Consider the following 26,297-nt stretch of genomic DNA (forward strand, 5'->3'; position numbering starts at 1 on the left):
GAGTTGGCATTTCACAAAAGTAACGTCATTGAATTCGTGATTTTTCACACAAGATCACCTAATTGAGCGCAAAGTAAGAAAAATCTGTGACATAAAACATCGCACAATTCGCGTCCTTAGCTGTTATCCGGAAATGCAACACGAACTTCCATAAAATCATCAAGGTTATCAAGTACTAATTGACACAATTCAGGGTCAAAGTGATGGCCTTTTTCTGAATCAAGATATTCAGATACTTTAGCGATAGACCAAGCAGGCTTGTAACAGCGTTCATTTAGCAGGGCATCAAATACATCAACAATAGACACAATTCGTGCAAAAATATGGATGTCATTGCCCACTAAACCATTGGGGTAGCCCATACCATCCCAGCGCTCATGGTGCTGGTGAGCAACAATGGCTGCCAGCTGAGTGACATCACATGATCGCAGGTTCAAAAGCTCATACCCCTTTACAGTATGTTGCTTCATAATTTCCCACTCTTCAGCCGTTAATTTACCCGGTTTCTCGAGAATTGACTCTGGTATAGATATCTTACCAACATCATGCATTGGACTGATAATCTCGATGAGCTCCACTTCGCGATGGCTCAATCCATAGAGTTTGGCAAGTAAAGAAGACAGCCTCGCAACACGTTTCACATGTTGACCGGTCTCTCCTGAGCGTGACTCTATCGCCTCACCTAACACAGTAATCATTTCTTTTTGTACCGTTAATGTTCGTTTTTGTAGCGAAACAATTTTGCGATTTTTTCTATCAATTTCTTTTCGATGACGAATAACGGCAAACTGAGCAACAATAATCAATGACAAAATAACAATCATGGCACAAGCCGCCAGTAGCAACTTTAAGTTAACTTTCATCGTAGGAGGTGGCGTATTGATAATATGAGCCGACTCAGGAATATCATGTCGGCTGATGTCATAGCGCTGTAACGCCGCATAATCGAGTACGGCCTCAGACATTTTCTCTTCACTTGTGGATTGTATTGCAATCCCAAGCTTAAGCGACATTAACTCGGCTGCTTTCTGGCCAATTTCTTTAGACCGATTCACAAAGCCGCCTAAAATACCTTCTTCATTTAAGTACATTTCCCAAAGTACAAATACAGGCGCAGCGCTATTTAAGCCGATATTGTGGGCAATATCTTGATAAGAGTGATAAACCCCTTTGTCTAATTCGGTATTGAAGTGTGTCAATAGAACGGCATCATTGGCGTCTATTTGCGATAACTTAGACGATGCTTGTGCTAATGTTTCATCTCTTAACGCGATCAAATTGATTCTTGGGTATTTTGCCATTTCGGCCTTTACCCTTTGATATATTAATTCAGACGTTAAACTTCGGTCAGAAAGGTAATAAAGATTCTTTATCTTCGGTCGCAAACGATTAATTAACTTAACATTTTCTTCAACACGATCATACTCGTAAAGAATGTCGCCATTGGTGCTTAAACTATCGAGAGAAGCTTGGGTGTTATTTATGCCCACCGCCACCAAAGGGGTTTTACGTTGTGAGTTTGGTAGATAATGTTCCGCAAACAATAGCGCAGCATCGTCAGAAATGATAACGCCGTCAAACTGATAATCTTGGTATTTTGCTTCTAGATAATTGGCCATCTTTTGGAAATAGCCATCCGAATGCACTCGTTTTGCATCCAGATATTCAATGGATAATTTTACACGACTGTCTGTATTTCGAAATCCATCCTCAACACCACTTTGAATGTCACTCGTCCATTGATAGGATGGTTCATACGAATGCAGCACCAAAATATTTTTGAGTTCCCAATCAGAATCATGTGCATTGACTGCGGCCGTCCCTAGGCACAAAGATAGAGCCAATAAACGCGTCAAACGCTTGTGCATGTTTTACCTAGCCGAAAGATTAAATTCTAGAGTTAAAGTCGAGTCCATAAGGACTCTCCGTTACCCGTAACAATCACCAAGTATCTGATTTATTAAAACCAAGAGAGAATATTATGAACTCGATCACATTTCGAGGACGATTGTCTCACACAATTTTTTCTCATCATGAAGTTTTTTTACCAAATCCACGGCAAACTGGTGCTTGTCTAAACTTTGAGACGATGCAATATCTGAAATAAGTGAGTTTCCCTCGTAGTGGCTCACAATAGCAGCACCAACTGGTTCTCCATCGTTAAAACCAACATACAATTCAAAGTCTGGGTCTAAGATAATCTGGCTCAAGTATTCCACAATCATATCTTGATCGTGCTGAGTTGACCAACGTTGGGACTGAAGCACTGAGAACATCACCGTCAAACGATGGAAATCAACCAAGAAAATGTCGTCGTTTTGTAGTGCACGAGCACTTTCAATGAATGGCTCGTAAGAAAGCACATCATATTCCGCTTCTTCCAATGAACGGAAGTATGTTTGACGCCCCTCAAGACTCTCTTTGGTAGGGAACTCCACTTCGACAAGTTCATGAAGCCATGCGTTTTTGCGTTTAATGATTTCTAATTGCTGTTCGTTCATTTTATTACCTTAACTGCCACATGATTGGAGGTCTGCAGCGAGTATAGACGGGATGTTTGCTACGATAATGAGCGCTCCCCGATATGCGACGGTACATTATCATGAAGACTCTTACAAACCTAGCTAAACTCTTGAGTGAACGCCAAATTTTGTTTTAACTGCATCTGTCTGATAAATTGTTCCAATATATTTGCCTATTTAAGGGATGAAAACATGAAAAAACGCTTGCTTGCTTTAAGTCTGCTTACTGTACTTGCCGGGTGTGGCAACAATGAAGTCGGTGATGTATCGCTTGGTATGTTTACGATGAAAGACATCAAAATCGGACACCTACAAGATGAAGTAGTCACTGGTGTCACGTGTCACATTGCGTCTATTGAGGCAAACTTGAGCTTTTCCGATCCGAGCGACAGTTCTATCTCCTGCCGCCAAACTGGTGATATTACGCCTGAAATGATTGCTAAGATCGACAAAAGTAAGTCTGGTGAAGTGGTCTTCAAAAAATCCAAAAGTATCTTCTTCAAAACAATGAAAGTAAGACGCATCTATGATCCAGAGAGTCAAACTCTGCTGTATTTGTCTTACACAACCAAAGAAACAGAAGGTAGCTTTAAACACAGTTTGTCTACGGTGCCACTTTGGGGAACCAAAGCTTACACCCAACCGGCTGAATTAACATCAAACTAGCCCTCACTTGTTCATAAAAACATCAGCTCGCTGAAAATTTCAGCGAGCAAATTTCTTTGCAAATAGGACAACGAATTTCATTTTTATGTGATACAATCCCGCCTCTTTTTTTTCTCAATCAAGAACAAGCATGAAGTTTCCTGGACAGCGTAAATCAAAACACTACTTCCCAACTCACGCTCGAGATCCATTAGTTAACCAAATTCGACAAACGCCTAAACTGTATCGTCCAACGATTGTCGGTGTTGGCCAAACCATCGTCGATATTGAAGCGCGCGTAGACGACGACTTTCTAGCGAAATACAACCTAAGTAAAGGTCATTCTCTTGTTCTTGAAGAGAGCAAAGCAGATGCATTGTACGAAGAGTTAGTTGAAAAAGGCCTGATTACACATCAATACCCTGGTGATACTATCGGAAACACGTTACACAACTATTCAGTACTAGCAGACAGCAAATCTGTGTTGCTGGGTGTCATGTCGAAAAACATTCAAGTCGGCTCGTTTGCATACCGCTACCTATGCCGCACTTCTTCTCGCATGAACCTAAACCACCTACAAACAGTAGACGGCCCTATTGGTCGCTGTTACACGCTCATCACTCAAGACGGTGAACGTACTTTCGCGATTAACGAAGGCCACATGAACAAACTATCTCCTGAGAGTATTCCTGAAGAAGTCTTCCAGAAAGCGTCTGCGCTTGTTGTATCGTCTTACTTAATGCGTGGCAAAGAAGAAGATCAGATGCCTCAAGCAGTGCAGCGTGCGATTGAGTTTGCTAAAAAGCATGACGTACCAGTTGTCCTTACTCTAGGCACCAAATACGTTATCGAAGGTAACGCTAAGTGGTGGCAAGAGTACATTCGAGACAATGTATCCGTTGTTGCAATGAATGAAGAAGAAGGCGCTGCGCTTACTGGTGAAACGGATCCACTCGCGGCGGCAGACAAAGCACTTGAATGGGTTGATCTTGTATTGTGTACCGCCGGACCAAATGGTCTTTACATGGCAGGTTACACTGATGAAAAAGTGAAACGTGAAACCATGCATGACATTCTTGAGGGCTCAATCGACGAATTTAACAAATTCGAATTTAGCCGTGCAATGCGTAAAGACGATTGCCAAGATCCAATGAAAGTATATTCACACATTGGTCCTTACCTTGGTGGTCCACTAGAAATCAAAAACACGAACGGTGCTGGTGATGCCGCACTCTCTGCGCTTTTGCATGATATGGCTGCCAATTCTTTCCACCAGAAAGAAGTACCAAACTCAGAAAAACACGAAGTTCGTTGTTTGACGTATTCATCTCTTTCTCAAATTTGTAAATACGCAAACCGTGTAAGCTATGAAGTACTCACTCAGCACTCTCCTCGCCTATCACGTGCATTACCAGAAAGAGAAGACAGTCTTGAAGAGACTTATTGGGATCGCTGATATTTAAGCATTTCCAGCTATATCTGTTTGAAGGTCACCATTTGGTGGCCTTTTTGTTTTGATCTAGCGCAGTGTTTGGTGATTTTTGTTATCATGTAGCACGCTAAGGCGCATGAACTGCTTTACAGCTCACATTTTACCAGTATTATTCTCGCGCAAACGTTTGCGCAACAGCTTGCCATCAATTTTTATCTCTTCCGGTGGCGATTGTTGATTGCTACGTGTTAGCCATTTTTTTGGAGTATCCATGCTGTCTGATATTGAAATTTGCCGAAACACACCGTTGTCTTCGATTGAAACTGTTGCCGCGAATGCTGGTCTGTTGCCACACGAGTTCGATACACACGGAAAACACAAAGCTAAAGTTCATCCCCAATGCCTTGAGCGCCTTAATGACAATCAAGATGGGAAATTAGTACTGGTCACAGCCATTACCCCTACCCCACTAGGTGAGGGAAAAACGGTAACAACCATTGGTCTTTCTCAAGGCCTCGCTAAAATCAATCAATCGGTCATGGCATGCATACGCCAACCTTCAATGGGGCCAGTTTTTGGTGTCAAAGGCGGCGCCGCTGGCGGTGGTTACTCTCAAGTCTCGCCAATGGATGAATTGAATCTGCATCTAACTGGCGACATTCATGCTGTCACTGCAGCCCATAACCTTGCTTCTGCAGCAATAGATGCTCGCATCTATCATGAGCAGCGTGAGGGATTTGACGCGTTTGAAGCAAGAACAGGGCTGAAAGCGCTAAAAATAGATGTCGAGCGTATTACATGGAAACGTGTAATGGACCACAATGATCGCGCACTTCGTATGGTTAAAATCGGTTTGAATGAAGATGGTAAAACCATTAACGGCTTTGAGCGCGAAGAAGGGTTTGATATATCGGCGGCATCCGAGTTAATGGCAATTCTTGCCTTAGCAAAAGATTTAAAAGATCTTCGTCAACGAATTGGACGCATTGTTGTCGCTTACAACCTTGATGGTTTTCCAGTAACCACAGAAGATCTACAAGTTGCAGGTGCAATGGCGGTAACGTTGAAAGAAACCATCGCCCCTACACTCATGCAAACACTTGAGGGCGTTCCAACCCTGATCCATGCTGGACCATTTGCGAACATTGCACATGGGAACTCATCCATCATTGCTGACGAAATTGCGTTAAAACTCTCTAGTTACGTTGTCACTGAGGGTGGTTTTGGTTCAGATATGGGTTTTGAAAAGGCATGCAACATTAAAGCTGCAGCTGCAAAGAGAGCACCAGATTGCGTAGTTATTGTTGCGACTCTACGAGGGCTAAAAGCAAACTCAGGCCACTATGACCTCCGCCCAGGAATGACAATTCCAGATTCAATCTTCTCGCCTGATCATGAAGCCTTAAAAGCGGGATTTGAAAACCTAAAATGGCACATAAATAACGTGCATAAGTATGGTCTTCCTGCTGTCGTTGCGATTAACCAATTCCCACAAGATTCTGTCGATGAATTACTCGAATTGAAATCGCTTATTCACACTTTCAACCCCGATGTTAAAGTTGCTGTAAGTACTGCTTTTGGTAATGGCGGAGAAGGTGCTGTTGAGCTTGCGCAATACGTGGTAGAGACATGTGAGACATCATCAAATTTCCGTCCGCTTTATCAAAAAGATCAATCTTTAATAGAAAAGCTCATGGCGGTGTGTGAAGTCGGCTATGGTGCATCAAATATTGAAATGAGTAAATTAGCCAAAACTCAACTGGCTCATTTTGAAAAACTTGGATTTGATGATCTCGCGGTTTGCATCGCTAAAACACCACTCTCGATTACCACCGATTCCGCTGTAAAAGGCGCTCCGACAGATTTTAGTGTTCCAATTCGTGAATTACGGTTGTGTGCAGGAGCAGGTTTCGTTTATGCACTATCTGGCAGTGTAATGACCATGCCAGGCTTACCGGACAAACCTGCATTCATGAATTTAGACCTTGATGATTTCGGAAATATCATTGGCTTATCATAGATTGCTCCGATAGGGGTCATTGGAGACGAGTTCACCATTCAATACCCCCCTTTTTCCAACACCTCCATTCAAAAAAATAGGAGCTTTTAGCTCCTATTTCTCCCTAAAAATCACAACCAAAACTTTATAATTCATTGTTTATAAAATACTTTACATTGTAAATTTGAGAGCATTTATATTGCACGCCTCTAGTTTCCCCAACATGGTGCATCAAAAATGTACTCTCGCTCTAACATAGTGCAAAAGAACAACCCATAAACTTTAAAGCTATTGAATTTATTGACTAAATTCGCTGGCTCGATTCTTGTACTAATGTTTATAAAACGTAATGGATTTCACAGCGTCAGTCATAGGCCGGCAGTTGGCTACTCCTCAGCTATTTAGCTTATTAGAAAGGCGCACGAAAAATAAAAGGGAAGATTATGCAAGATGCACTCGCTGTAATTTTAGCAGGAGGGATGGGCTCAAGACTTAGCCCTCTGACTGATGACCGCGCAAAACCTGCAGTACCATTTGGCGGGAAGTATCGTATTATTGATTTCACACTAACTAATTGCCTTCATTCAGGTTTAAGGAAAATCTTAGTTCTTACTCAATACAAGTCACATTCGTTGCAAAAACACCTAAGAGACGGTTGGTCAATTTTCAATCCCGAACTTGGTGAATACATTACCGCTGTCCCCCCCCAAATGCGCAAAGGTGGTGCATGGTATGAAGGCACGGCAGATGCCATTTATCACAACATGTGGCTACTCTCCCGCAATGAAGCAAAGTACGTTGTTGTTCTTTCTGGCGATCATATCTATCGAATGGATTATGCAGCGATGCTTGAAGAACATAAAGAAAATGGTGCCAAGCTCACCGTCGCCTGCATGGATGTGCCTGTTGAAGACGCTTCTGCATTTGGTGTTATGGGTGCTCACGAAAATGGATTAGTTTATTCATTCATCGAAAAGCCTAGCCAACCACCAACGCTTGCTGATGATCCATCAAAGAGTTTGGCTTCAATGGGTATCTACATTTTTGATATGGAAGCACTGAAACAAGTACTTGAAGCAGATTCGAAATTAGAAGATTCTAGCCACGACTTTGGTAAAGACATTATTCCTAAACTCATCGACACGGAATCCGTTTACGCATACAAGTTTTGCGGCAGCAAAGGACGAGTGGATAAAGACTGTTATTGGCGAGATGTTGGAACCATTGATTCTTTTTATGAAGCAAATATGGATTTATTAGAACCAGTTCCCCCTATGAATCTTTATCAACCAAATTGGGGCATCAGAACATATGAAGCGCAATTTCCACCAGCGAGAACCGTATCATCCGCAACTGGAAATGAGGGTATATTCATTAACTCTATCATCGCGAATGGCGTCATCAATTCCGGAGGTTCCGTACAACACTCTATCATCGCAGCAAACGTGCGTATTCAAGACAGTGCGACAATAGTCAACAGTATCTTGTTTGACAATGTTGAGGTTGGTGAAAACTGTCAACTGGTCGATTGTATCATCGACAAGCACGTTCGTATTCCACCACATACTAAAATAGGCCTCAATAAAGTTGACGATGCGAAACGATTTCATGTGTCAGAAAAAGGAATCGTTGTTATTCCTGAAGGGTACGAGTTTTAATCCTAACTTCTATCCGTAAATACAGGCATTCTCAAACCAAACCTTTCTCGGATAGTGGCTGCCCACCACAAAAAGGCCTTTTCAAACAAAAGTTCATCACAGACATAGATTCGTAACCAAGATAGATTCATTATAAAAAAAAGCGCGCGATATCAATCACGCGCTTTTTCAATGCCGTTTAGTACGGATTAGATATTACACACCGTTGCCCAACTGCCATCACTACCCGGCTCTGATGCTGTCCACCAATTTGCCTGATATACCACACCGTTGTGAATCACTTTATCGCCTTGGTTTGCGTGGCTTGGGTTACCTTGCCAATCGGTTTGTGGAAGATCTGGGTAAGTAACTAAACCCGCAGTGTCACAAGTACCCGGCTCAGTACCACCACCGTCAGTGCCAGAGTTTAGGTCACCAATTGGTAGGTCTGGTTGCTCGAACTTAAACGCGAACTCTTTACCGCCAGAAATCACCGTATAATTAGCAGGGCCAGAGATTGGTAGGTAGTAAACCATATCAAGCTCGTAAATGCCGCCCGCAGGGAGTTCTTTCCAAGCAGGTAAAGAGAACGACACGCGGTGCATAACACCATCCAAACCGCCGATGTTATCTGAACGAGTATGACCAGAAGCAATTACCGTCAAACCACCACCCGATTGATCTTTCGCATTATCTGGCGCAGATACAGGAATGTCGAATTGGAATTCCGTACCACCTGGGATGGCTTGACCAGTATTGTTAGTGAACGTAATCGTAGGGTTAATTGGGTAGTTCTGGTCACCCACTTTGAACCCACCGACACTCACTGCAATATCGACAGCTTCCGTTGGGATAGTACCTGTCGCGATCTTGTTACCGTAAGGCGTTGCAGACTTAAACTTGTCGTAAATCGCTTTAGTCATGGTGTTACCCATGTGGTACTCACCATTGCCCGACGCACAAGCCTGTTCTGTAGCGTCGATTGCAGTACGGTTGCCATTTGCGTCTAGTACATAACAGTTGTAGTCACCTGCCAGTTCCCAGAACATAATGCCACCGATTTCTTTGTCGATAACGTAGTCCGCTTTCACTTGTACAGACGCTTTATCTTCGGTCGATAGGAAAACACTCTTCTCAGCATTCCATAGCCATGGTGCAACCGCCACATCATCATAGTGACGAGTGTAAGAACCAACAAACTTGTCCGTTGGATCGTTCACAGGGTCTAGGCCGTAAGCTTGAGCGTAAGAACCCCAAATACCTTTCTCTAGGTTCTTCGCATGCCACATTGGGTTTGAACCTGCACCCATTTCGTTGCCTTTAGGGTCAGTGTCATGCCACATGTTATCGATACCGATAGCACCGTGACCACAATTGTTCTTCTCACCCTCACCCGTGCCAGGAGCACATTCAGATTGGTTAGGAAGTGCTGCTCGGCCCCAAAGACCATTATCACCACCTGTTACACCTTGCCAACCACGAGTGTAGTAAGGAACACCGATGTTAATTCGACCTGCTGGCATAGAACCACGGAAGTAGTGATACGCCCAGTCAGTATTCAAGTAGCCGATACCACCGTATGCCGCTGTGCCGTATACATTCCACTGTGCCAACTCAGAATCTTTACCAGTGTCGTACAAGGCAGCGTTGTGACCAACGTGATCATTCCAAGCACCGTGTAAGTCGTAAGTCATGATATTGACGTAATCGAGGTACTTCGTAACATCGAAAGTTTCCATACCGCGCAGTAAGTAACCAGAAGAAGGTGCGGCAATTGTTAGCATATAGTGGATGCCATCTTGAGAAGAGGCCACGTCTAGTTTCTCACGTAGAACTTTCATCAGCTCTTGGTAAGAAGCCCATAGATAGGGACGACGTGGTTCCATAAAGTCTTTATCGTAAGGGTTACCAGCACCCGCCATTGACGTTGGGTATTCGTAGTCGATATCTAGACCATCAAACTTGTAGGTACGCATCATTTCAACGGCAGACGTTGCAAACTTCTCGATACCAGCATGGTTAATAGAACCATCGGCATTGGTCGTCATGGTGTAAAAACCACCATCCGCAACACGATTACCATCAGCACCGAAGTGACCGCCAGTTTCAGCCCAACCACCAATTGAAATTAGCGTCTTAACATCGTGTTTTTGCTTATAAGTCGCAAGTGCACCAAAGTGACCTTTAAAGCCTAGTTCTGGGTCAACCTCAACACCTGGCCATGTTTTACCTGTTGCAGGGTTAGTTGGATCGGTCACATCGCCCACATTCACTTTACCGTCTGAGCCAATGCTCACGAACGCGTAATTAATGTGTGTTAGCTGATCCCAAGGAATATCTTTCACTAAGTAAGCGGCTTGTGGGTCATCACCACTGCGCCAGCTAGTGAAGTAACCGATCACACGACGAGGGTGATCAGCACCCATTAATTCACGACCCTCTTCATCGTAAATAGTACAGTAAGGCACATCGACACCTGCCGTTTGATACAGGCCATCCGGACGACAGTTTGAAGTTACCGCACCACCATTAACCATTAACGATACAAGAGAAGAGTCTGTTGTCGCGCCAGCGTCGTCTGTCGCTTTCGCGTAAATTGAGACGTTGCCTGCCGTTGCTGCAGTGAAGTCAACCGAATAAGGAGCAGTAGTTGCTGTACCAAACAGTGTACCTGCTGCGAAGAATTCCACTTTCGCAACCGCACCGTCAGCATCAGCTGCATTTGCAGTCACCGTTACCGTACCACCAAGGTCAACAGACGTTGCAGAGAGTGCTACGTCAACAGTTGGTGCTTCATTACCAGGCTGGCCGGCATTAACAATAAGGGTTACAGCACTTGCCGCACTCACCGCGTTTTTATCATCGTAAGCTTTCGTTGAGAATTCATGCGCGCCTTCAATCGCCGTCCATGATGCTGTGAAAGGTGACGCAGTTGACGTACCCACTAGAGCGCCATCAACAAAGAATTCAACTTTACTGATGGTGCCATCCGTATCTGCCGCATCCGCTGCAAGAGTAACAACATCGCCTGTTTTGATTGAAGCCGACGAAGAGGGTGAAGTTAAAGTGACTGTCGGTACTTCATTTAAAGGCAGTTCAATCGCTCCACCATCACATGCGCCGAGCGCTTCCCACTCTCCCCATTCACCTGATTGAGCCGGGTTATTATTTTGCGTCCAATAGCGTGCTTTATATGCATTATTCTCATGCTGAACTTGATCGCCGCCAGTATACACTTTTGACGCATCCCAAGTATTCAAAGCGCTACAATCAACCGAGGCGTAGCTGTTGAATGCCATGAGACAAGATGCAGTCAAGGTGCTAAGTGTAAAAACACGCTTTGATGCTTTCCCGTTTGTAAGGTACATATTCCTTTTCCTTAAGTTACTGTTTTTGCGTTGTTAAATACATTGCACAATTGCGCCCGAACTTTTATTTCGGCGTAAAATAACTTAAGTACATATTTTCCATTTTACATGGGGAATTTATAAATTTTTAACGACACCTCTCAACATTCCTCTAAATTCTTGCAACATAACAGGACTTATTTTGTACCAATAACTAATTTCATAGTTCGAATAAATATATCGGTCGCAAATAAGACAAAATACTCCCTTTATTTAGCAATTTAAGCTACCAAGGTCTTGCCAAGTCGAATCGCATAACGTCCTGCTAATCACATTTTAGTTGCACTCGGCGTCTCGTTAAAATGTCGCTTATATTCTCTGCTAAATTGTGAAGGGCTGCTATAACCGACCAGACGTGCGGCATCGTTCACTCTTCTACCCTCAAGCTGAATGAGTTCTCGTGCTTTGTTTAACCGAACTTTTTTGATGTACTGCAAAGGAGATTCAAGCGTGACATTGCGAAAAGCTTGATGGAAAGCGGAAATACTCATATTGGCTTCTTCGGCAAGCACTTGCACGTTTAGCTGCTCATGATATTCCTGATGAACTCGGTTCAATGCTTTCGCAACTCTAGCATAAGCGCCCTCTTGAGATGCCAGCTCAAACAATACATGACCTGAGTCACTGACCAGCGCTCGATAAACAATCTCTTCGAGTAATAGTTCACCAAGCATTACAACATCAAGATCATTACACAATGCGCTCATTAGGCGTTTACAGGCATCAAGCATGGCATCATTCATTTTCACCGACTTCAAACCACATTGAGAGGCCTCCTCACACACGTTTTTAAATCGGCTTGCTTCTAATTTTTTTACGAGTTTGTGTAACAACCCTGAGGAAATATCAATCGAAATACCAAGCAATGGCTCATTATTCGTCGCGATGGCTTCGCACTCTAGAGGCATTGGGACACCAACCACTAAATAGTCATCTGGCCCATAACGAACGGGCGTTTGCCCTATATGAATATTCTTGTTGCCCTGGCCTAACACAATGATGCCGGATTGATAAACAAATGGCTGTCTACGATTCCCTTGGCTGCTGCGGTAAAACCAAACCCCTTCAATGGCCGTTTCCCTTATTCCCTCTAAATCGTTCATCTTCGCTTTTATCGCGTATTGCTGCATCAATTCTGCAAGTGTCATCGGTCTCGCTCTCTTTTTATCAATACGATGTATCAATGCGTCCTCGAGCACTATACTTCTATATTCGGTTACTGTTCTAGCACCACCACCCCAATTTTGTAGAAATAGGCAATAAAATTACAGGAATCGACCTACTAAAGGCCATAAATGCATACTAATATGCATGTATTCACAATCCTCACAACGGAAGCAAGAGGTCTAATAATGAACTTTTCATACGTCAACCCAACTCAAATTTTTTTCGGCCAAGGCCAAATCGCGGCAATTAAAGACGCTATCCCAGCCGGTCAAAAAGTCCTAGTCATCTATGGCGGTGGTTCTATCAAGAGCAACGGTGTTTATGATCAAGTGACTCAAGCACTCAAAGGTCATGACTGGCTTGAGTTTTCTGGCGTTGAGCCAAACCCTACGAAAGAAACCTTGGATAAAGCGGTGGCTATCGTTAAAGAACAAAATGTTGATTTTATCCTCGCAGTTGGTGGTGGGTCCGTCATCGATGGCTCTAAATATGTTGCGGCATCAGCAAAATATGATGGGGACGGTTGGGACATCATGGTTGGCAAACACCAAGTCACGGAAGCAACGCCACTAGGCGCAATCTTGACGCTTCCTGCAACGGGCTCAGAATCCAACATGGGTGCGGTAATTACCAAAAAAGAAACTCAAGACAAATTGGCATTTCTAGCGCCTGCTGTTCAGCCGAAATTTGCCGTACTTGATCCAGACGTAATGAAAACGCTACCTGAGCGTCAACTTATCAACGGTCTGGTTGATGCGTGGGTACACGTATGTGAGCAATACCTAACGCTGCCAACTGGCGCAATGGTTCAAGACGGTTACGCAGAAGCGCTACTTAAAAACCTAAAAGTATTGGGTGATCAGTTCGCGGAGCGCGATAATGACCAATGGCGTGCGAACCTAATGTGGACAGCAAACCAAGCATTGAACGGTCTAATCGGTAGCGGCGTTCCTCAAGACTGGGCGACGCACATGATTGGCCACGAACTGACTGCACTATGGCACGTAGACCACGCACGTTCACTAGCCATCATTCAACCATCACTACTTCGTAATCAAATGCAGTTCAAGCGACCAAAACTTGAACAAATGGGCCGCAACGTATTTGGCTTAGCCGAGGGAGAAGATTTGGCGGAACGCACAATTGAAGCGATTGAAGCGTTCTACCATCAACTTGGGGTTGCAACACAACTTGAGAACTACGGCGATGATCGTGAAACTGCGATCAATGCAGTGATTGACCAATTAAATAAACATGGCATGACGGTCCTCGGTGAAAATCAAGCGATCGATCTGGATAACAGCCGTAAGATTTTGGACTTAGCGGTCGCTTAATACTGACATAAATAACAACAACGGCATTGTGTATTTAGCACGATGCCGTTTTTTTTACCTGTAGCACCCAAAATTAGTCTTTTGGTTAACTTGTTATCAATAAACACTTTTTTTATATGACTTTCTATATTAGAGGTGCAATACGGTAATTAAGTTGTTATTGTTAGAAGAAACTTAAAGAAAAAGTTGTCAGTTTTGAAAGAAAAAAATACGATTGTAGAATTTAGCAACGTGAACAAGTGGTACGGTGAATACCACGCTCTAAAAGACATCAATTTTTCCGTACACGCTGGCGAAATCGTGGTGGTTTGTGGCCCATCGGGTTCTGGGAAGTCCACTCTAATTCGTTGTATCAACCACCTTGAATCTATCCAAGAGGGTGAACTCTGCGTCTTTGAACAACCGGCCAATGCTAAAGCTCAAAAGCCAGGTAAGATTGGCATGGTGTTTCAACACTTTCATTTATTTCCACACCTCACTGTATTAGAGAACCTCACTCTCGCTCCCATACGCACATTAAAACTTTCTAAAGCAGAAGCCGAACAAAGAGCAATGCATTATCTCAAGCGCGTCAATATTGAGGAGCAAGCTAACAAGTACCCTATTCAACTTTCAGGTGGTCAGCAGCAACGTGTCGCGATTGCTCGTTCACTTTGTATGGAACCCGACCTCCTGCTGTTCGATGAGCCAACTTCAGCACTTGACCCAGAAATGATCAACGAAGTGCTCGATGTAATGGTTGAGCTTGCACAAAGTGGTATGACGATGATTTGTGTCACACACGAGATGGGATTTGCAAAAAAAGTCGCCAACCGAGTCGTGTTTATGGATGAGGGGGAAATCATTGAAATGAACTCGCCAATCGCGCTGTTTGAGACACCACAACATCCGCGGACACAAGCATTTCTTAACCAAATTTTGAGTTACTAACCTATGGTAATTCGAATCATCAAACCCGTCCTACAAGCAATATTACAAATTGTCATCCTCTTGGTTGCTATTGTATGGGTGCTCGATTCTGGTGCTCAAGCTATGGGGTATCAATGGCAATGGGAGCGCGTACCAGACTACATTGCTTTTTATGAAGATGGCGAATGGTGGCCCGCTGAATTGATTGACGGATTAATCGTCACCTTAAAAATCTCTGCGATAAGCCTCTTGTTTACCTTAGTCATTGGGTTCGTGACGGCACTTTTACGACTAAGCGACTCAAAAGTAGGTAACGCAATTGGCACCGCCTATGTAGAACTCATTCGTAACACTCCACTACTCGTACAAATCTATTTGCTTTATTTTGTATTTGGCCCTGTGATCGGTTTAGACCGCTTCAGCACCGCCGTGTTGGCGCTATCATTATTTCAAGGCGCATATACGGCCGAAATCTTACGCGCAGGTTTAAATAGCATCCCTAAAGGTCAGTTCGAAGCAGCAAAGACTTTGGGACTGTCTCCTTTATATGCCTACAAAGATGTGATTCTTCCTCAAGTGTTGCAACGTACTTTGCCACCACTGACAAACGAAGTCGTATCTCTAATTAAAAACTCTTCTATCGTCAGCGTGATGGCGATTTTCGACCTAACGACAGAAGCGAGAAACATTGTATCTGAAACGGCGATGCCGTTTGAAATTTGGTTTAGCGTGGCAGCAATCTATCTTGCTCTCACATTATCACTATCTGGCTTATCCGCTTGGCTGGAACACAAATTAGGAGCCAGTTGGCGCAAATTATAAGGAGATAACATGAAGTTATTCAAAGCGACCATCACCGCATTATTAGGGTTAGCGATTGCGTTACCCTCGCTTGCACAAGAAGAAGCAATGACCCCTAATGTGGACCAAATTAAAGAGCGCGGCACGCTTCGCGTCGGTATGTCGACATTCGTACCTTGGGCTATGCGTAACAAACAAGGTGAATTGATTGGGTTTGAAATCGATGTAGCAAAACGCCTCGCGGCGGATACGGGCTTAAAGGTCGAGTTCGTACCAACTGCATGGGACGGGATCATCCCTGCGCTACTTGCTAAGAAGTTTGATGTCATCATCGGTGGCATGTCAATCACACCCGAGCGTTCCAAGAGCGTGCTGTTTACAGAGCCGTATTCACACTCTGGAGTCCAAGTAGCAGCAAACAAAGAACTGGCAGCAGGCTTTAGCGAATTTTCAGACTTTGATTCTCGTCGTGTTAAAATTGCCGCTCGTCGCGGTGCGTTCACAGTGCAAGTCGCACGTGAGACATTCCCTAAAGCGAAAATCCTTCAATTTGATGACGACGCTCAAGCATTCCAAGAAGTTCTGAACGGCAATGCTCACGCGGTCATTGCATCCAGCCCTAAACCAGAACATGAGGCGATCAAGCACGCAGACAAACTGTTTATACCGTTCACTGAGCGCTTATCAAAAGGCAACGAAGCATTTGCGGTTCGCTTAGGGGAGGATGACAAAAAAGCCTTCTTTAATAAGTGGATTGAAGCTCGTACCCAAGACGGTTGGCTAAATGAGCGTTACGAGTACTGGTTCTCAACACTCGATTGGCAAGACCAAGTTGCACAAGGTCAATAACCTTTACGGTCGCACTAGCTAACACAGTCGCAATAATCAAAACTACCGACTCGTATTGCGGGTCGGCTATCTTTTTATAAGTCGCCATAATTAAAATTCCGGAGTCAAACCTTGAGCGGACAAACCACCACTCGCGTTGCACCAACCAAAGCAAAGTCTGGCTTTTTCTTAAGTCGTTTTAACCTACTCGATTGGGTATTGCTCGCCATCTGTGCGTCCGTTGGGGTTTGGCTCTATCATCGTTCTACCGTTGGCGTAAACTACATCTGGCACTGGAAAGACGCCATCGATTTACTGTTTACACCAAGAGCGGACGGAGGGTTACCTTACTTTTTCCAAGGCTTGATATCGACATTACGCTTAAGCCTTTGGGGCATCACCTTTGCTTTGGTATTGGGTACGTTGCTTGGGTTAGCGCGTTTTTCTGATTCGGCCTGGTTACGCACACCAGCCAACGCATTTATCCAATTGGTGAGAAACATCCCACCGTTGGTGTTTGTGTTCATTTTCTATTTCTTTATTTCCAACCAGTTAATTCCCCTGCTTGGATTAGAAGATCTGTTACGTAACTATCGTGGCGAGCCTAACACCGTTCAACTGTTCTTATTTGGTCCTGCTAACCTTTGGGAAAACCTCGCATCCGGCGTGTTATGTGTCGGTTTACTCTCTTCCGCTTACATTGCAGAAGTTGTGCGTGCGGGCTTGCAGAGTATCGACAAAGGTCAGTGGGAAGCGGCAGACTCGTTAGGTTTATCGCGTTGGGTAAAATACCGCTTTGTCATTGCGCCACAAGTCCTAAAAGCGATCACTCCGGCACTCGCAGGTCAAACCATCTCGTTAGTTAAAGATACCTCTATCGTGTCGCTGATATCTATTCAAGAGATGACTTTTGTCGGCACAGAAATGGCGAACTCATCAGGTTACATTTTCGAGATCTGGTTGATTGTCGGCTTTGTTTACTTCTTGATTTGCTTTAGTTTATCCATGTTTTTCAGGTTAATAGAGAACAAGTCCGCATCCTATTCTAATTAGCCATGATTACGCATTTAAACGGCTTAGTTTTCGAAAATAAAACTTATTGAACAGGCTGTTATTTAGGTCTTCATTGTAGTTTTCAGTAATTACTTTGACCTCATCAAGCCAATAAACATCGGCGAGTAATTGAATATCTTTGGCCAATAATTCACATTCTGCCGTAGTCAGTTCTTCTAGCCTCTTTCCCCAACAGTATGAAATATCCACCACCAGAACTCGCTCCAAATCTAAGTACAAATGGCTATAGCTATAAAACAATGATTCGACATCATCAGAATAGGTAACGATCAAGGTACATTCCCCTTCCCCGATATCACAAATTCGGTATTTTCTATCATTTAAGTAGATGGCACGTTCCATGGTTATTTCCTCAGTAAGTGTTGCTTTACCCCTTTATTATTGAGTTTTTGTTTTTCAATGATACGAATTTGAGAAATTCAAAATTGGTGATGCAAATATGAATTTCTCTAAACCATTTCAATATAATTTCATAGCCTTTATCGTTACCACATTGTGTTACCGCAGAGGAATTGCAGTATTCATCCGATACCTCCTCGTTAAAGGAATATAACGAGCCTTCGGCAACGTAATAAAGGCTCTATATGCTCAACTTACTCAAACAAGAATACAAATTGCCTTTGGGTATCCTCGCCGTATTGTTTTTTAAGCTCATCGGCGACAACCTACTCACTGGTGGTTTAGCGCCAATTTCCTACGTCCTGACAACCGGTGTTTTGTTCTATGTGGTGATGGTCGCAATCTTCTCTGTTGTACGCCACTCTGATGCTCTGGCCATCAAACTTGGTGACCCATACGGCACACTCATCCTTACCCTTTCCGTTGTTTTACTCGAAGTCATTATGGTGTCGTCGGTCATGCTAACTGGAGATTCAAATCCTTACCTTGCTAGAGACACGATGTTTGCAGTCGTCATGGCAGTACTGAATGGCTTTGTAGGTATCACATTATTAATTGGTGGGTTGAAGTATCACACTCAAACCTACAATTTAGATGGCATCAAGGCCTACTTGGTGGCAATTATTCCACTGGCTCTACTTTGTTTAGTGTTGCCTAACTTCACCAGTACAGATGCTTTCGGAAACATGTCGACAAGCCTAACGTGGACATTAGTACTCGCTTCGATTGCGCTCTATGCCGTGTTCCTCTTTGTTCAGACAAGAAGCCATACCAGTTACTTTATCGATGCGGATAACGAGGACACTCACGATCACCACGGCCCACTTCACAGCAATGCATTCCATACCATCATGCTAGTGAGCTACCTTATCGTCGTTATCCTGCTTGCAAAGAGCCTTGCGATTCCAATCAATGATGGCATCACTGTCATGGGCGCGCCAGCGGCATTAGGTGGACTTGTCGTAGCGTTAATCATTCTTGCTCCAGAGGCCGTTGGTGCAGTCAAAGCAGCCGTAACCAATCAACTTCAGCGAGCAATGAACCTCTTTTTTGGTTCGGTACTTGCGACGATCGCACTGACTGTTCCAGCGGTTCTCTTGATATCTGGTGTAATGAACGAGCCAATTCGTTTAGGCCTTGCTCCTGCCGAAATGGTTTTGCTTGGCGCGACACTTCTCATGACCAGTGTGAGTTTCAGTAACGGCCGAACCAACTCACTGAATGGCGCAACGCACCTAATTCTATTCTTCGCTTACATCATTTTAATGTTTGATTAATCATGAAAAAGGGCTTTGGCGCTCGCACGCCAAGGCCCAGATAAATTGGAGAACGCTATGCAAGATATTCTTAGCGCAATTTGGTCACAGGATTTCGATGCACTTCTGGAAATCAACTCCCTACACATCTTACTGCTGCTACTCAGCGTAGTTCTGTTCTTGGAGTCAAGCTTTGTCTTTTTGCCGTTGCCGGGTGACGGCTTAGTACTGTTTGTTGGTGGTCTTGTAGGGTTAGGTGCACTCGAGTTTTCAAGTGCACTAGCGGTCCTCTCCCTATGCGCGTTTGTAGGTAGCGTGATTGCGTATCTCCAAGGGCGTTGGCTACACAATTCAAAATTGATGCACAAAGCCGAACAAACGCTGCCAAAGGATGCACTTCCAAAAACACGTTTACTACTGAATAAATACGGTTTCTTGTCGCTGTTTATCTCGAGATTCATTCCGTTTGTGCGCGTACTTACTCCAATGTTAATGGGCGTAGCTCAACTTAGCTTTTGGCGAACGATTGTTATCAGCTTCACGAGTTCGCTAACGTGGGTAATCACGCTTCTGTTCGTTGGCAAATGGGTAATGAAGCATCCATTTATCGAGCAATATCAAGCATTACTCACCAAATGGTTTTTGATAGGTAGCGCCCTATTAATGGTGACAGCAACCATCACGCTCTTTGTTCGTTTAGCCATAAACAAGAACGACGTAAATATTCAAGGATAGCGTTCAGCTACCAAGTTGAAACTTACTTCTAAGGCCAAAATTATGACCTTTATAAGCTTACCTTTTGTAGATGAAAATACACAAAACCTGTACTTCAAACTAGGAGAATGTCTTTCAAGCAACAATTCGAAAAAACTGCACAAACTCATTAGTAACGCAGAGTCCCAACAACTTGCCTCCATTTTCCACAAACTCACAAATGAAGAACGTATTACACTGTGGGAAATGCTGACGGATGTAGACTCAAGTTTGGCGGCGAACTTACTCGACCATTTTTCCAACTCAGAGCTGGTCAGCTTGATGAGCCAACTCGCGACGAATACAACCGTCTGCTTGTTTCAATACATACATTCGGCAGACCGTCGATTGCTTATCAAAGAGTTACCTCACGATTTACAAGTGCAATTAAGAGCCTCATTGCCAGAAGCATGGAAGTATGAGGAACGTGCTGCGTTAAGCTATTCGCTTTACTCGGCAGGTGGTATTTGTAAAAGCGAAGTACTCAAAATCGACTCAAATGCGACAGTCGATACCTTAAGTAACATGCTAAGTACACAAGAACACAATCTGGATAGATTAGAATGGCGTTATGTCTATATTCAGGATGAAAAAGGTCATTTGATTGGTGGATTAACCATTCGTGATGTATTGATGCTGCCAACTGGGGCTCAATTAATTAACCACATGGATAAGAGCATTCCAACCATCTTGGCCGATTCCGATCTAAACACGGTGAAAAGTGCACTAGATACAACGCTACATCCCGTCATTCCGGTAGTCGACGAGTTCGGTTTTCAGATTGGCGTCGTTGGGTTTAAGCATCTGAATGAAGCATTATATCAACGCACCAAACAACAACTTTTAGAACAGGCTGGTGTATTCGGTGGGGACGAATTTCGCTCCATGCCCACGCTTAAACGTAACTTGCGTAGGCTCGCACTCCTTCTGCCATCCGTCGCATTAAGTTACGCCGCTGTATCGATTATTGCCGCCTATGAGCCGATCATCGAGCAGATTGCTGTCCTAGCCGCCATATTACCCTTGGTCGCAAACCTATCCGGAGCAGCAGGCAATCAGGCGGTCGCGGTTTCTATTCGAGAGCTATCTACTGGGCAGATATCAGCGAAGAATCTCGTTTATGTCGTGCTGAAAGAGTTACCGATCGGAGCCATCAACGGTCTATTAATCGGTGCAGTGCTTGCGCTTCTCACTTTTCTTACGCATGGCAATGAATATACGCAACTGCCGATATACATCGGGTTAGCTTACGCGTTGTCATCGACACTTGCCGTGATGATTGGTGGCGCTTTACCGTTGCTTTTAAAGCGATATAAGCTTGATCCTGCCATGCTCTCTAGTCCCGTACTGACCACATTAACCGACGCTATTTCGTTCTTTAGCGTTCTTTATCTTGCTCAAACATTTCTCTTATAACCTTAACAACAGGTGACACTATGCATATAGAAACTTTCGTGACTTACATGACGCTGACTGTGTTAGGTTTGTTACCCATTATGAACCCACCTTCTGCTGCAACGATCTTATTAGGGCTAAGTAAAGGACGAGACAGAAGTTATATGATTTCTCAAGCCAAATCGGCAGGAGTCTATCTATTTATCGCTCTTTGTATCACCTTTTTCATTGGCGCATCTGTCTTAGAGTTATTCAGTATCTCGATACCGAGCTTACGATTGGGCGGCGGCATTATTATTTTGGTGATTGGATTTAACATGCTATTCCCGAAAACTCAAAGTGAGTCAAACAGCCCGGGGCAAGATTCGATCGCCTTAGTCCCTCTTACGATTCCCTCGCTTTGTGGTCCAGGTTCCATGGCAATGATCATCAGTTTGGCCGCTCAAATCGCAACCTACGAAAGTCATGATAGTATCATGAGCGTTTATGGTGGCGTCGTCGCTGGGCTTGCTGTGGTTACACTAATAGCGACCTTTACATTAACCATGGCTTACCCTTTGCTCAAAGCACTCGGCCAAAACGGAATTGACGCATTTACACGTATCATGGGCTTTCTTCTGATTTGTATGGGCGTCCAGTTTTTCACTTTGGGCATTGAAGAAATTGTCCTAGAAATAAATCAGCTACTATAAACCTGCAAATTAGATATTTAAATAAACCCTGATAACAAGGTTAATCCAATCCTACTTTTCATGTAGTTAGTATTTTAATGCCTCACCGAACCATCGGTGAGGTGTTTTTAATACAATAAAACTTACCATATAACTTCATAACAAATGCAAATTTGAATCGCTGTAATTCATGGTTTATTAAGTTACATACAAATAAAATAACCTCATCATAAAACGAAAGATGAGGTTTTATTTATGACATTAAATAAATCGACGTTACTACTAATTTCGCTTATTTCTGCACCTATTGCATTTGCAAAAAATAATATTGATTTTTCTGATTCCACACAACATTACTCGGGCTTTAACCTAGGGTATGGTAGCAATGATTTCGACGTTGGTGTCCAATTCGCTAAGCCGATTAATACAGATTGGAGTGTTATGGGAAGCTATAATGGCAGTAACGACTTCGACACTCATTTACTCGGCATTGACCTGAAACACAAGAGCCAACTTGGATTCAGCTTTGAATATCTTTACGACACTGCGTATGGTTCTGACGAATTACGCGCCAACGACTATGCTTTCAGCCTGTACAAAGTAAATAAGATGAATAAACACGTCACGTTTACACCGCAACTGTCTGTTGGTAATGTTGACCATCAGCAAATGAGCAGCAGTGTTTATTATACTACTGCTGAGCTCGATATGAGTTATAAGGTTAACAGCAATATCTGGCTTGGTGTTACCCCTGAATACACTTATAGCTTTGGTCACATCAATGAAAAAAACGGCGACCGTTCTAAATGGAGAAACTGGGATTATAGTGCCGAAATTGGATATCAATTTGATAATTCAAGCGCTTTCATTTATAGCTTCCACTATGACGATGGCGACAATCTTTCATTATTCTCCTTTAAACATACTTTCTAACCATTTCGAGCTGTCTAATTAGGCAGCTCGATTTATTTTACCCTTTCCCCTTCCTACTTTTGTCATTGGTCACTTCAAATAAATAGCCGTTTTCTAATTTGATTGAAGTCACAGACTTCGTTTCAACGACGAGTCTGTCGAATTACCATTACCATTGATTATTCATTGCTTACAAAATGAATCATTGAGTTTATTGGCAATTCGCATATGCTAATAAGCACAATTCCTATTCATTGCAATGAGGGTTTATGATTGATTTGAAAGACTTGGATCTCAATCTTCTCAAAATACTGAAAGCTGTCGTCGAAACTCAAAACACTCATGCAGCGGCAGATGCGCTTGGCATTTCCCAAACCAGTGTCAGTCGAGGGCTTGCAAAATTAAGAGAAACATTCGGTGACCAACTTTTTATCCGTAAAGCACATGGTGTCGAACCATCCGAACTGGCAGAGAAACTTGCCGAAGCATCTGATGAAATGCTCAATCCTCTTATGAAAGTCGTCGAGTCTTACCATCACTTCGATCCATTAGAATTTACTGGTGAAGTGAATATAGCAATGAATGTTTTTATTCTTGAACAATTCGGAGATGGGATATTTAGCGCGCTAAGAGAGGCACTCCCTAACGCGAACTTTAAAATGCTATATTGGCAAGAGCACAGCCTATTAGACGTTCTCAGTGGTAATATTGATTACCTTCTACATTTTGCCGGTATGCCTTTCCCACAAGATATCTATTTGCATAAACTCCAAGACATCAAGGTCAGTGTGGTTGCACGCAAAGAGCACCCTATTTTGAGTTACCGTCACGATTGGGAAGATATTCATGATATTCCCGTCGCACGCATTTTGGTTGATGGGGTCAACACTAAACGCTCACCGATAGAAGAGTTGTACCTATCAAAAGGATATACACCACGAGTTACGCTCGCGACACACAGCGTCTCTGTCTTAACGAACAAAATCAAGAACTCAGATGCGTTGTGTTTTGGTAGCAGCTTTATGACCGTAAAAGAACCCGAACTACAATGCTACCCCCTTCCCAAAGTGCCAAAAGAAATGCACCAAATTCAGTTAAACGGCGGTTATTTACAGTCTAAGCGCGGCTTTCCGCTTAACCAGCATCTACACCAAACGCTGCAGAGCTATTTCGATTCAATTGAGCAGCCTGATTGCCTCTATTCTTAACATCTTCGTTGTAGGCACACTTTATCGAGGTATTAAAAAGGGTAGCGAACACATTCGCTACCCTTTGAACAAACCACACAAATATTAGATTATCGAACCACTGATGTTTTTGAGGGGTATAAAATAGTGTCCTTGATTTCATGTTTGTATTCGTAACTAAAATCAGGGAAAGGAAATTCGCTTTCTTCATGCCATTTTGCTACCACTTGAGCGGCTTTTGTCTTTTGCTCCTCATCATCAGAATCTTGCTTCTTCACCAGTTGGTATTGGGTGGAGTGTGCGATTTTCGCCCCAACGCTTTCTACCTGCGCTAATGCGGCAAACAGAATGTCTTCCTGAACGGCCATAAACTCTTCGTTATCTCGACATCGAATGTACGCCATCATATTGATGTTAATCGAATAATCCCCGACGCCAATTAACCGCACACGAACAGGCTCTGCTTCTGTCATTGGATGCTGAAGTAGCAATCGGCGGATGTTCACGATTAGTACTCTTAACTGTTCCAAGCTGATTTCAGAACGTAATCTAAGTACGTGGTCCATACGGCGTTTGTCCCGACGCTCTAAGTTATCAATTTCCATGTTGGCAAATTCAGAGTTCGGTATCGTAATTAAAGACCGCTCTAAGGTACGAATACGAGTTGACCTCAACCCGATACTTTCAATTGTTCCAAGTTTCTCACCATAACGACAAAGCTCACCAATTTTGATCCCTCCATCAGCGTACAACGTCAATCCGTTAATTACATTCTCCAACACAGGACGAATGGCAAGCGCTACAGCCAAGCCACCCACACCTAAACCTGCAAGTATCGGCGAAATTGAGAATCCCATGTATTCAATAACGTATATGCCTAAAACCGCAATCGTCAATCCACCAACTATCCGTGCAAGAACAGTAATGAGGGAAGAATCAACGTGTTTCCCATTGTGCTTTTTAAATACGTATATCTCGGCAAAATAATTAAAAATTGCCATGATTAACCAGGATACAGAAACAAACTGCGCAACTAAGAATGAGGTAGCGAAAAACTGATAAATCCCCCCGGTTAACCAAACACCATCATCAATAATTTTTCGGGTAACTAATAACAAAATGACAACGGATACTAAAGACAGTAGCCTGCCAACGCGCCACTTTAACCCTTTACTTTCCCACTTTTCATTCCAACGATCGCCAAACAAAAAGCTAATTCTTATCATTACTTTACATAGAAAAAGGACAGCCGCAAGTGCTAGCCATTGCCACAGAGGTAACGATCCATACATCTGATTAAATGAAGATGGTAATGCCTGTATGTACTGCTTAGATATTAACGGACCTGGACTCACCAAAAACTCTAGATAGTAATCACTTCTCGGTTCCACAGTGTAATCATTCGAAGATAAAGTACGATACCAACGTGGTAAGCTCTGAACTGTCGCAGCTGAAAACAAAAACTGATCGACACTATCCCCTGTCAACTGCTTTGAAATAACGATATCTGAATTACCAAGACGCCAGTAAGACAAATCATGCTCTCTGACTTGAGTAATGCCTGGGGCAGATTCAAGAGCCTCTAAACTAAATCGATCGATAAGTTCCCGTAATAAAATAATTCTTTCCATTGTCACGACGGTACGACTGCGGTTAGGTAACAAAGAAAGATCCATCGTTCTCAGAGCTTGGGCATAAGCATATTGTGCTTCAGGTTCTTGCAGCGTTTCATCTTGCCAATGTTTAATGACAAGGTCAGATGCCACCATAAAACTCGTTAAAGTATCAAAAGGGCTTGATGTGTCCGCTAATTTGAGCGAATCATTCGCGCTCAGAGTCGGTGCGACTAAAAATAGCAAGGAAATTAACACAGTGTTGATAAAACGATGTAGCACGAATTATTTCTCCTCACATACTGAATACCGTTGCTCGTCACTTGGAGCGGCGTCATTTTTTATTGGTAATTGGG

21 protein-coding genes are annotated in these 26,297 nt (G+C 43.3%); 15 read left to right on the top strand and 6 right to left on the bottom strand.

The features are described from left to right. Positions 1–116 precede the first annotated feature (116 nt). Positions 117–1,868, bottom strand: coding sequence for an HD domain-containing phosphohydrolase (locus tag KHN78_RS16625; RefSeq protein WP_211917349.1), 1,752 nt, complete (start codon positions 1,866–1,868; stop codon positions 117–119). A gap of 123 nt (positions 1,869–1,991) precedes the next feature. Then, a complete protein-coding gene (locus KHN78_RS16630) occupies positions 1,992–2,501 on the bottom strand; it encodes a flavodoxin (protein ID WP_211917351.1) in 510 nt (169 codons plus the stop codon). A gap of 213 nt (positions 2,502–2,714) precedes the next feature. On the opposite strand from KHN78_RS16630, the gene KHN78_RS16635 reads away from it, so the two are divergent. The 4 genes from KHN78_RS16635 (at position 2,715) to glgC (ending at position 8,256) form a co-directional block, all read left to right on the top strand. After that, positions 2,715–3,188, top strand: coding sequence for a CreA family protein (locus tag KHN78_RS16635; RefSeq protein WP_211917353.1), 474 nt, complete (start codon positions 2,715–2,717; stop codon positions 3,186–3,188). Between the two features lie 130 nt (positions 3,189–3,318). Next, positions 3,319–4,623, top strand: coding sequence for an inosine/guanosine kinase (locus KHN78_RS16640; protein ID WP_211917355.1), 1,305 nt, complete (start codon positions 3,319–3,321; stop codon positions 4,621–4,623). 247 nt (positions 4,624–4,870) lie between these two features. Beyond that, positions 4,871–6,619, top strand: coding sequence for a formate--tetrahydrofolate ligase (locus KHN78_RS16645; protein ID WP_211917357.1), 1,749 nt, complete (start codon positions 4,871–4,873; stop codon positions 6,617–6,619). A 422-nt stretch (positions 6,620–7,041) separates the two neighbouring features. Beyond that, a complete protein-coding gene (gene glgC, locus KHN78_RS16650) occupies positions 7,042–8,256 on the top strand; it encodes a glucose-1-phosphate adenylyltransferase (protein ID WP_211917359.1) in 1,215 nt (404 codons plus the stop codon). A 188-nt stretch (positions 8,257–8,444) separates the two neighbouring features. On the opposite strand, the gene KHN78_RS16655 is transcribed toward glgC, so the two are convergent. Both KHN78_RS16655 and KHN78_RS16660 read right to left on the bottom strand, forming a co-directional pair. Continuing rightward, positions 8,445–11,603, bottom strand: coding sequence for a chitinase C-terminal domain-containing protein (locus KHN78_RS16655; protein WP_211917361.1), 3,159 nt, complete (start codon positions 11,601–11,603; stop codon positions 8,445–8,447). A gap of 308 nt (positions 11,604–11,911) precedes the next feature. Continuing rightward, entirely contained in the window at positions 11,912–12,790 is an 879-nt protein-coding gene (locus tag KHN78_RS16660) for an AraC family transcriptional regulator (RefSeq protein WP_211917364.1), read from the bottom strand. 204 nt (positions 12,791–12,994) lie between these two features. Here KHN78_RS16660 and KHN78_RS16665 point away from each other — a divergent pair, with 204 nt between their 5' ends. From KHN78_RS16665 to KHN78_RS16685, 5 genes are all read left to right on the top strand, one after another. Beyond that, positions 12,995–14,143 (top strand): iron-containing alcohol dehydrogenase, encoded by a 1,149-nt coding sequence (locus tag KHN78_RS16665; protein WP_211917366.1) that lies wholly within the window; start codon positions 12,995–12,997, stop codon positions 14,141–14,143. A 186-nt stretch (positions 14,144–14,329) separates the two neighbouring features. Next, positions 14,330–15,073 carry an amino acid ABC transporter ATP-binding protein gene (locus tag KHN78_RS16670; protein ID WP_411912355.1) on the top strand — a complete coding sequence of 248 codons (744 nt, stop codon included), beginning with the start codon at positions 14,330–14,332 and terminating at the stop codon, positions 15,071–15,073. A 3-nt stretch (positions 15,074–15,076) separates the two neighbouring features. After that, positions 15,077–15,874 carry an amino acid ABC transporter permease gene (locus KHN78_RS16675; protein WP_211917368.1) on the top strand — a complete coding sequence of 266 codons (798 nt, stop codon included), beginning with the start codon at positions 15,077–15,079 and terminating at the stop codon, positions 15,872–15,874. A 9-nt stretch (positions 15,875–15,883) separates the two neighbouring features. Continuing rightward, complete coding sequence (locus tag KHN78_RS16680) at positions 15,884–16,702, top strand: transporter substrate-binding domain-containing protein (protein WP_211917370.1); 819 nt, start codon at positions 15,884–15,886, stop codon at positions 16,700–16,702. A gap of 111 nt (positions 16,703–16,813) precedes the next feature. Then, positions 16,814–17,734 carry an amino acid ABC transporter permease gene (locus KHN78_RS16685; RefSeq protein ID WP_211917372.1) on the top strand — a complete coding sequence of 307 codons (921 nt, stop codon included), beginning with the start codon at positions 16,814–16,816 and terminating at the stop codon, positions 17,732–17,734. Positions 17,735–17,740: 6 nt separating this feature from the next. Here the strand turns inward: KHN78_RS16685 and KHN78_RS16690 are convergent, their stop codons facing one another. Beyond that, positions 17,741–18,097: a hypothetical protein gene (locus KHN78_RS16690; RefSeq protein WP_211917374.1), complete on the bottom strand. Its 357-nt coding sequence runs from the start codon at positions 18,095–18,097 to the stop codon at positions 17,741–17,743. Positions 18,098–18,339: 242 nt separating this feature from the next. Between KHN78_RS16690 and KHN78_RS16695 the strand changes: the two genes are divergently transcribed. The 6 genes from KHN78_RS16695 (at position 18,340) to KHN78_RS16720 (ending at position 24,349) form a co-directional block, all read left to right on the top strand. Continuing rightward, positions 18,340–19,431 (top strand): calcium:proton antiporter, encoded by a 1,092-nt coding sequence (locus KHN78_RS16695; protein WP_211917376.1) that lies wholly within the window; start codon positions 18,340–18,342, stop codon positions 19,429–19,431. A 57-nt stretch (positions 19,432–19,488) separates the two neighbouring features. Continuing rightward, positions 19,489–20,145: a DedA family protein gene (locus KHN78_RS16700; protein ID WP_211917378.1), complete on the top strand. Its 657-nt coding sequence runs from the start codon at positions 19,489–19,491 to the stop codon at positions 20,143–20,145. Between the two features lie 42 nt (positions 20,146–20,187). Beyond that, positions 20,188–21,579, top strand: coding sequence for a magnesium transporter (locus tag KHN78_RS16705; protein ID WP_211917380.1), 1,392 nt, complete (start codon positions 20,188–20,190; stop codon positions 21,577–21,579). Between the two features lie 20 nt (positions 21,580–21,599). Then, positions 21,600–22,250 carry a MarC family NAAT transporter gene (locus tag KHN78_RS16710; protein ID WP_211917382.1) on the top strand — a complete coding sequence of 217 codons (651 nt, stop codon included), beginning with the start codon at positions 21,600–21,602 and terminating at the stop codon, positions 22,248–22,250. 234 nt (positions 22,251–22,484) lie between these two features. After that, on the top strand, positions 22,485–23,162 hold the full coding sequence (locus KHN78_RS16715; protein ID WP_211917384.1) for a hypothetical protein: 678 nt from the start codon (positions 22,485–22,487) through the stop codon (positions 23,160–23,162). A gap of 248 nt (positions 23,163–23,410) precedes the next feature. After that, positions 23,411–24,349, top strand: coding sequence for a LysR family transcriptional regulator (locus tag KHN78_RS16720; RefSeq protein WP_211917386.1), 939 nt, complete (start codon positions 23,411–23,413; stop codon positions 24,347–24,349). A gap of 89 nt (positions 24,350–24,438) precedes the next feature. Here KHN78_RS16720 and KHN78_RS16725 read toward each other — a convergent pair whose 3' ends face one another. Continuing rightward, positions 24,439–26,223 carry a mechanosensitive ion channel family protein gene (locus KHN78_RS16725; protein WP_223917815.1) on the bottom strand — a complete coding sequence of 595 codons (1,785 nt, stop codon included), beginning with the start codon at positions 26,221–26,223 and terminating at the stop codon, positions 24,439–24,441. Between the last annotated feature and the right edge of the window lie 74 nt (positions 26,224–26,297).

The organism is Vibrio sp. B1REV9 (genome assembly GCF_905175395.2).
GTDB lineage: Bacteria > Pseudomonadota > Gammaproteobacteria > Enterobacterales > Vibrionaceae > Vibrio > Vibrio alfacsensis.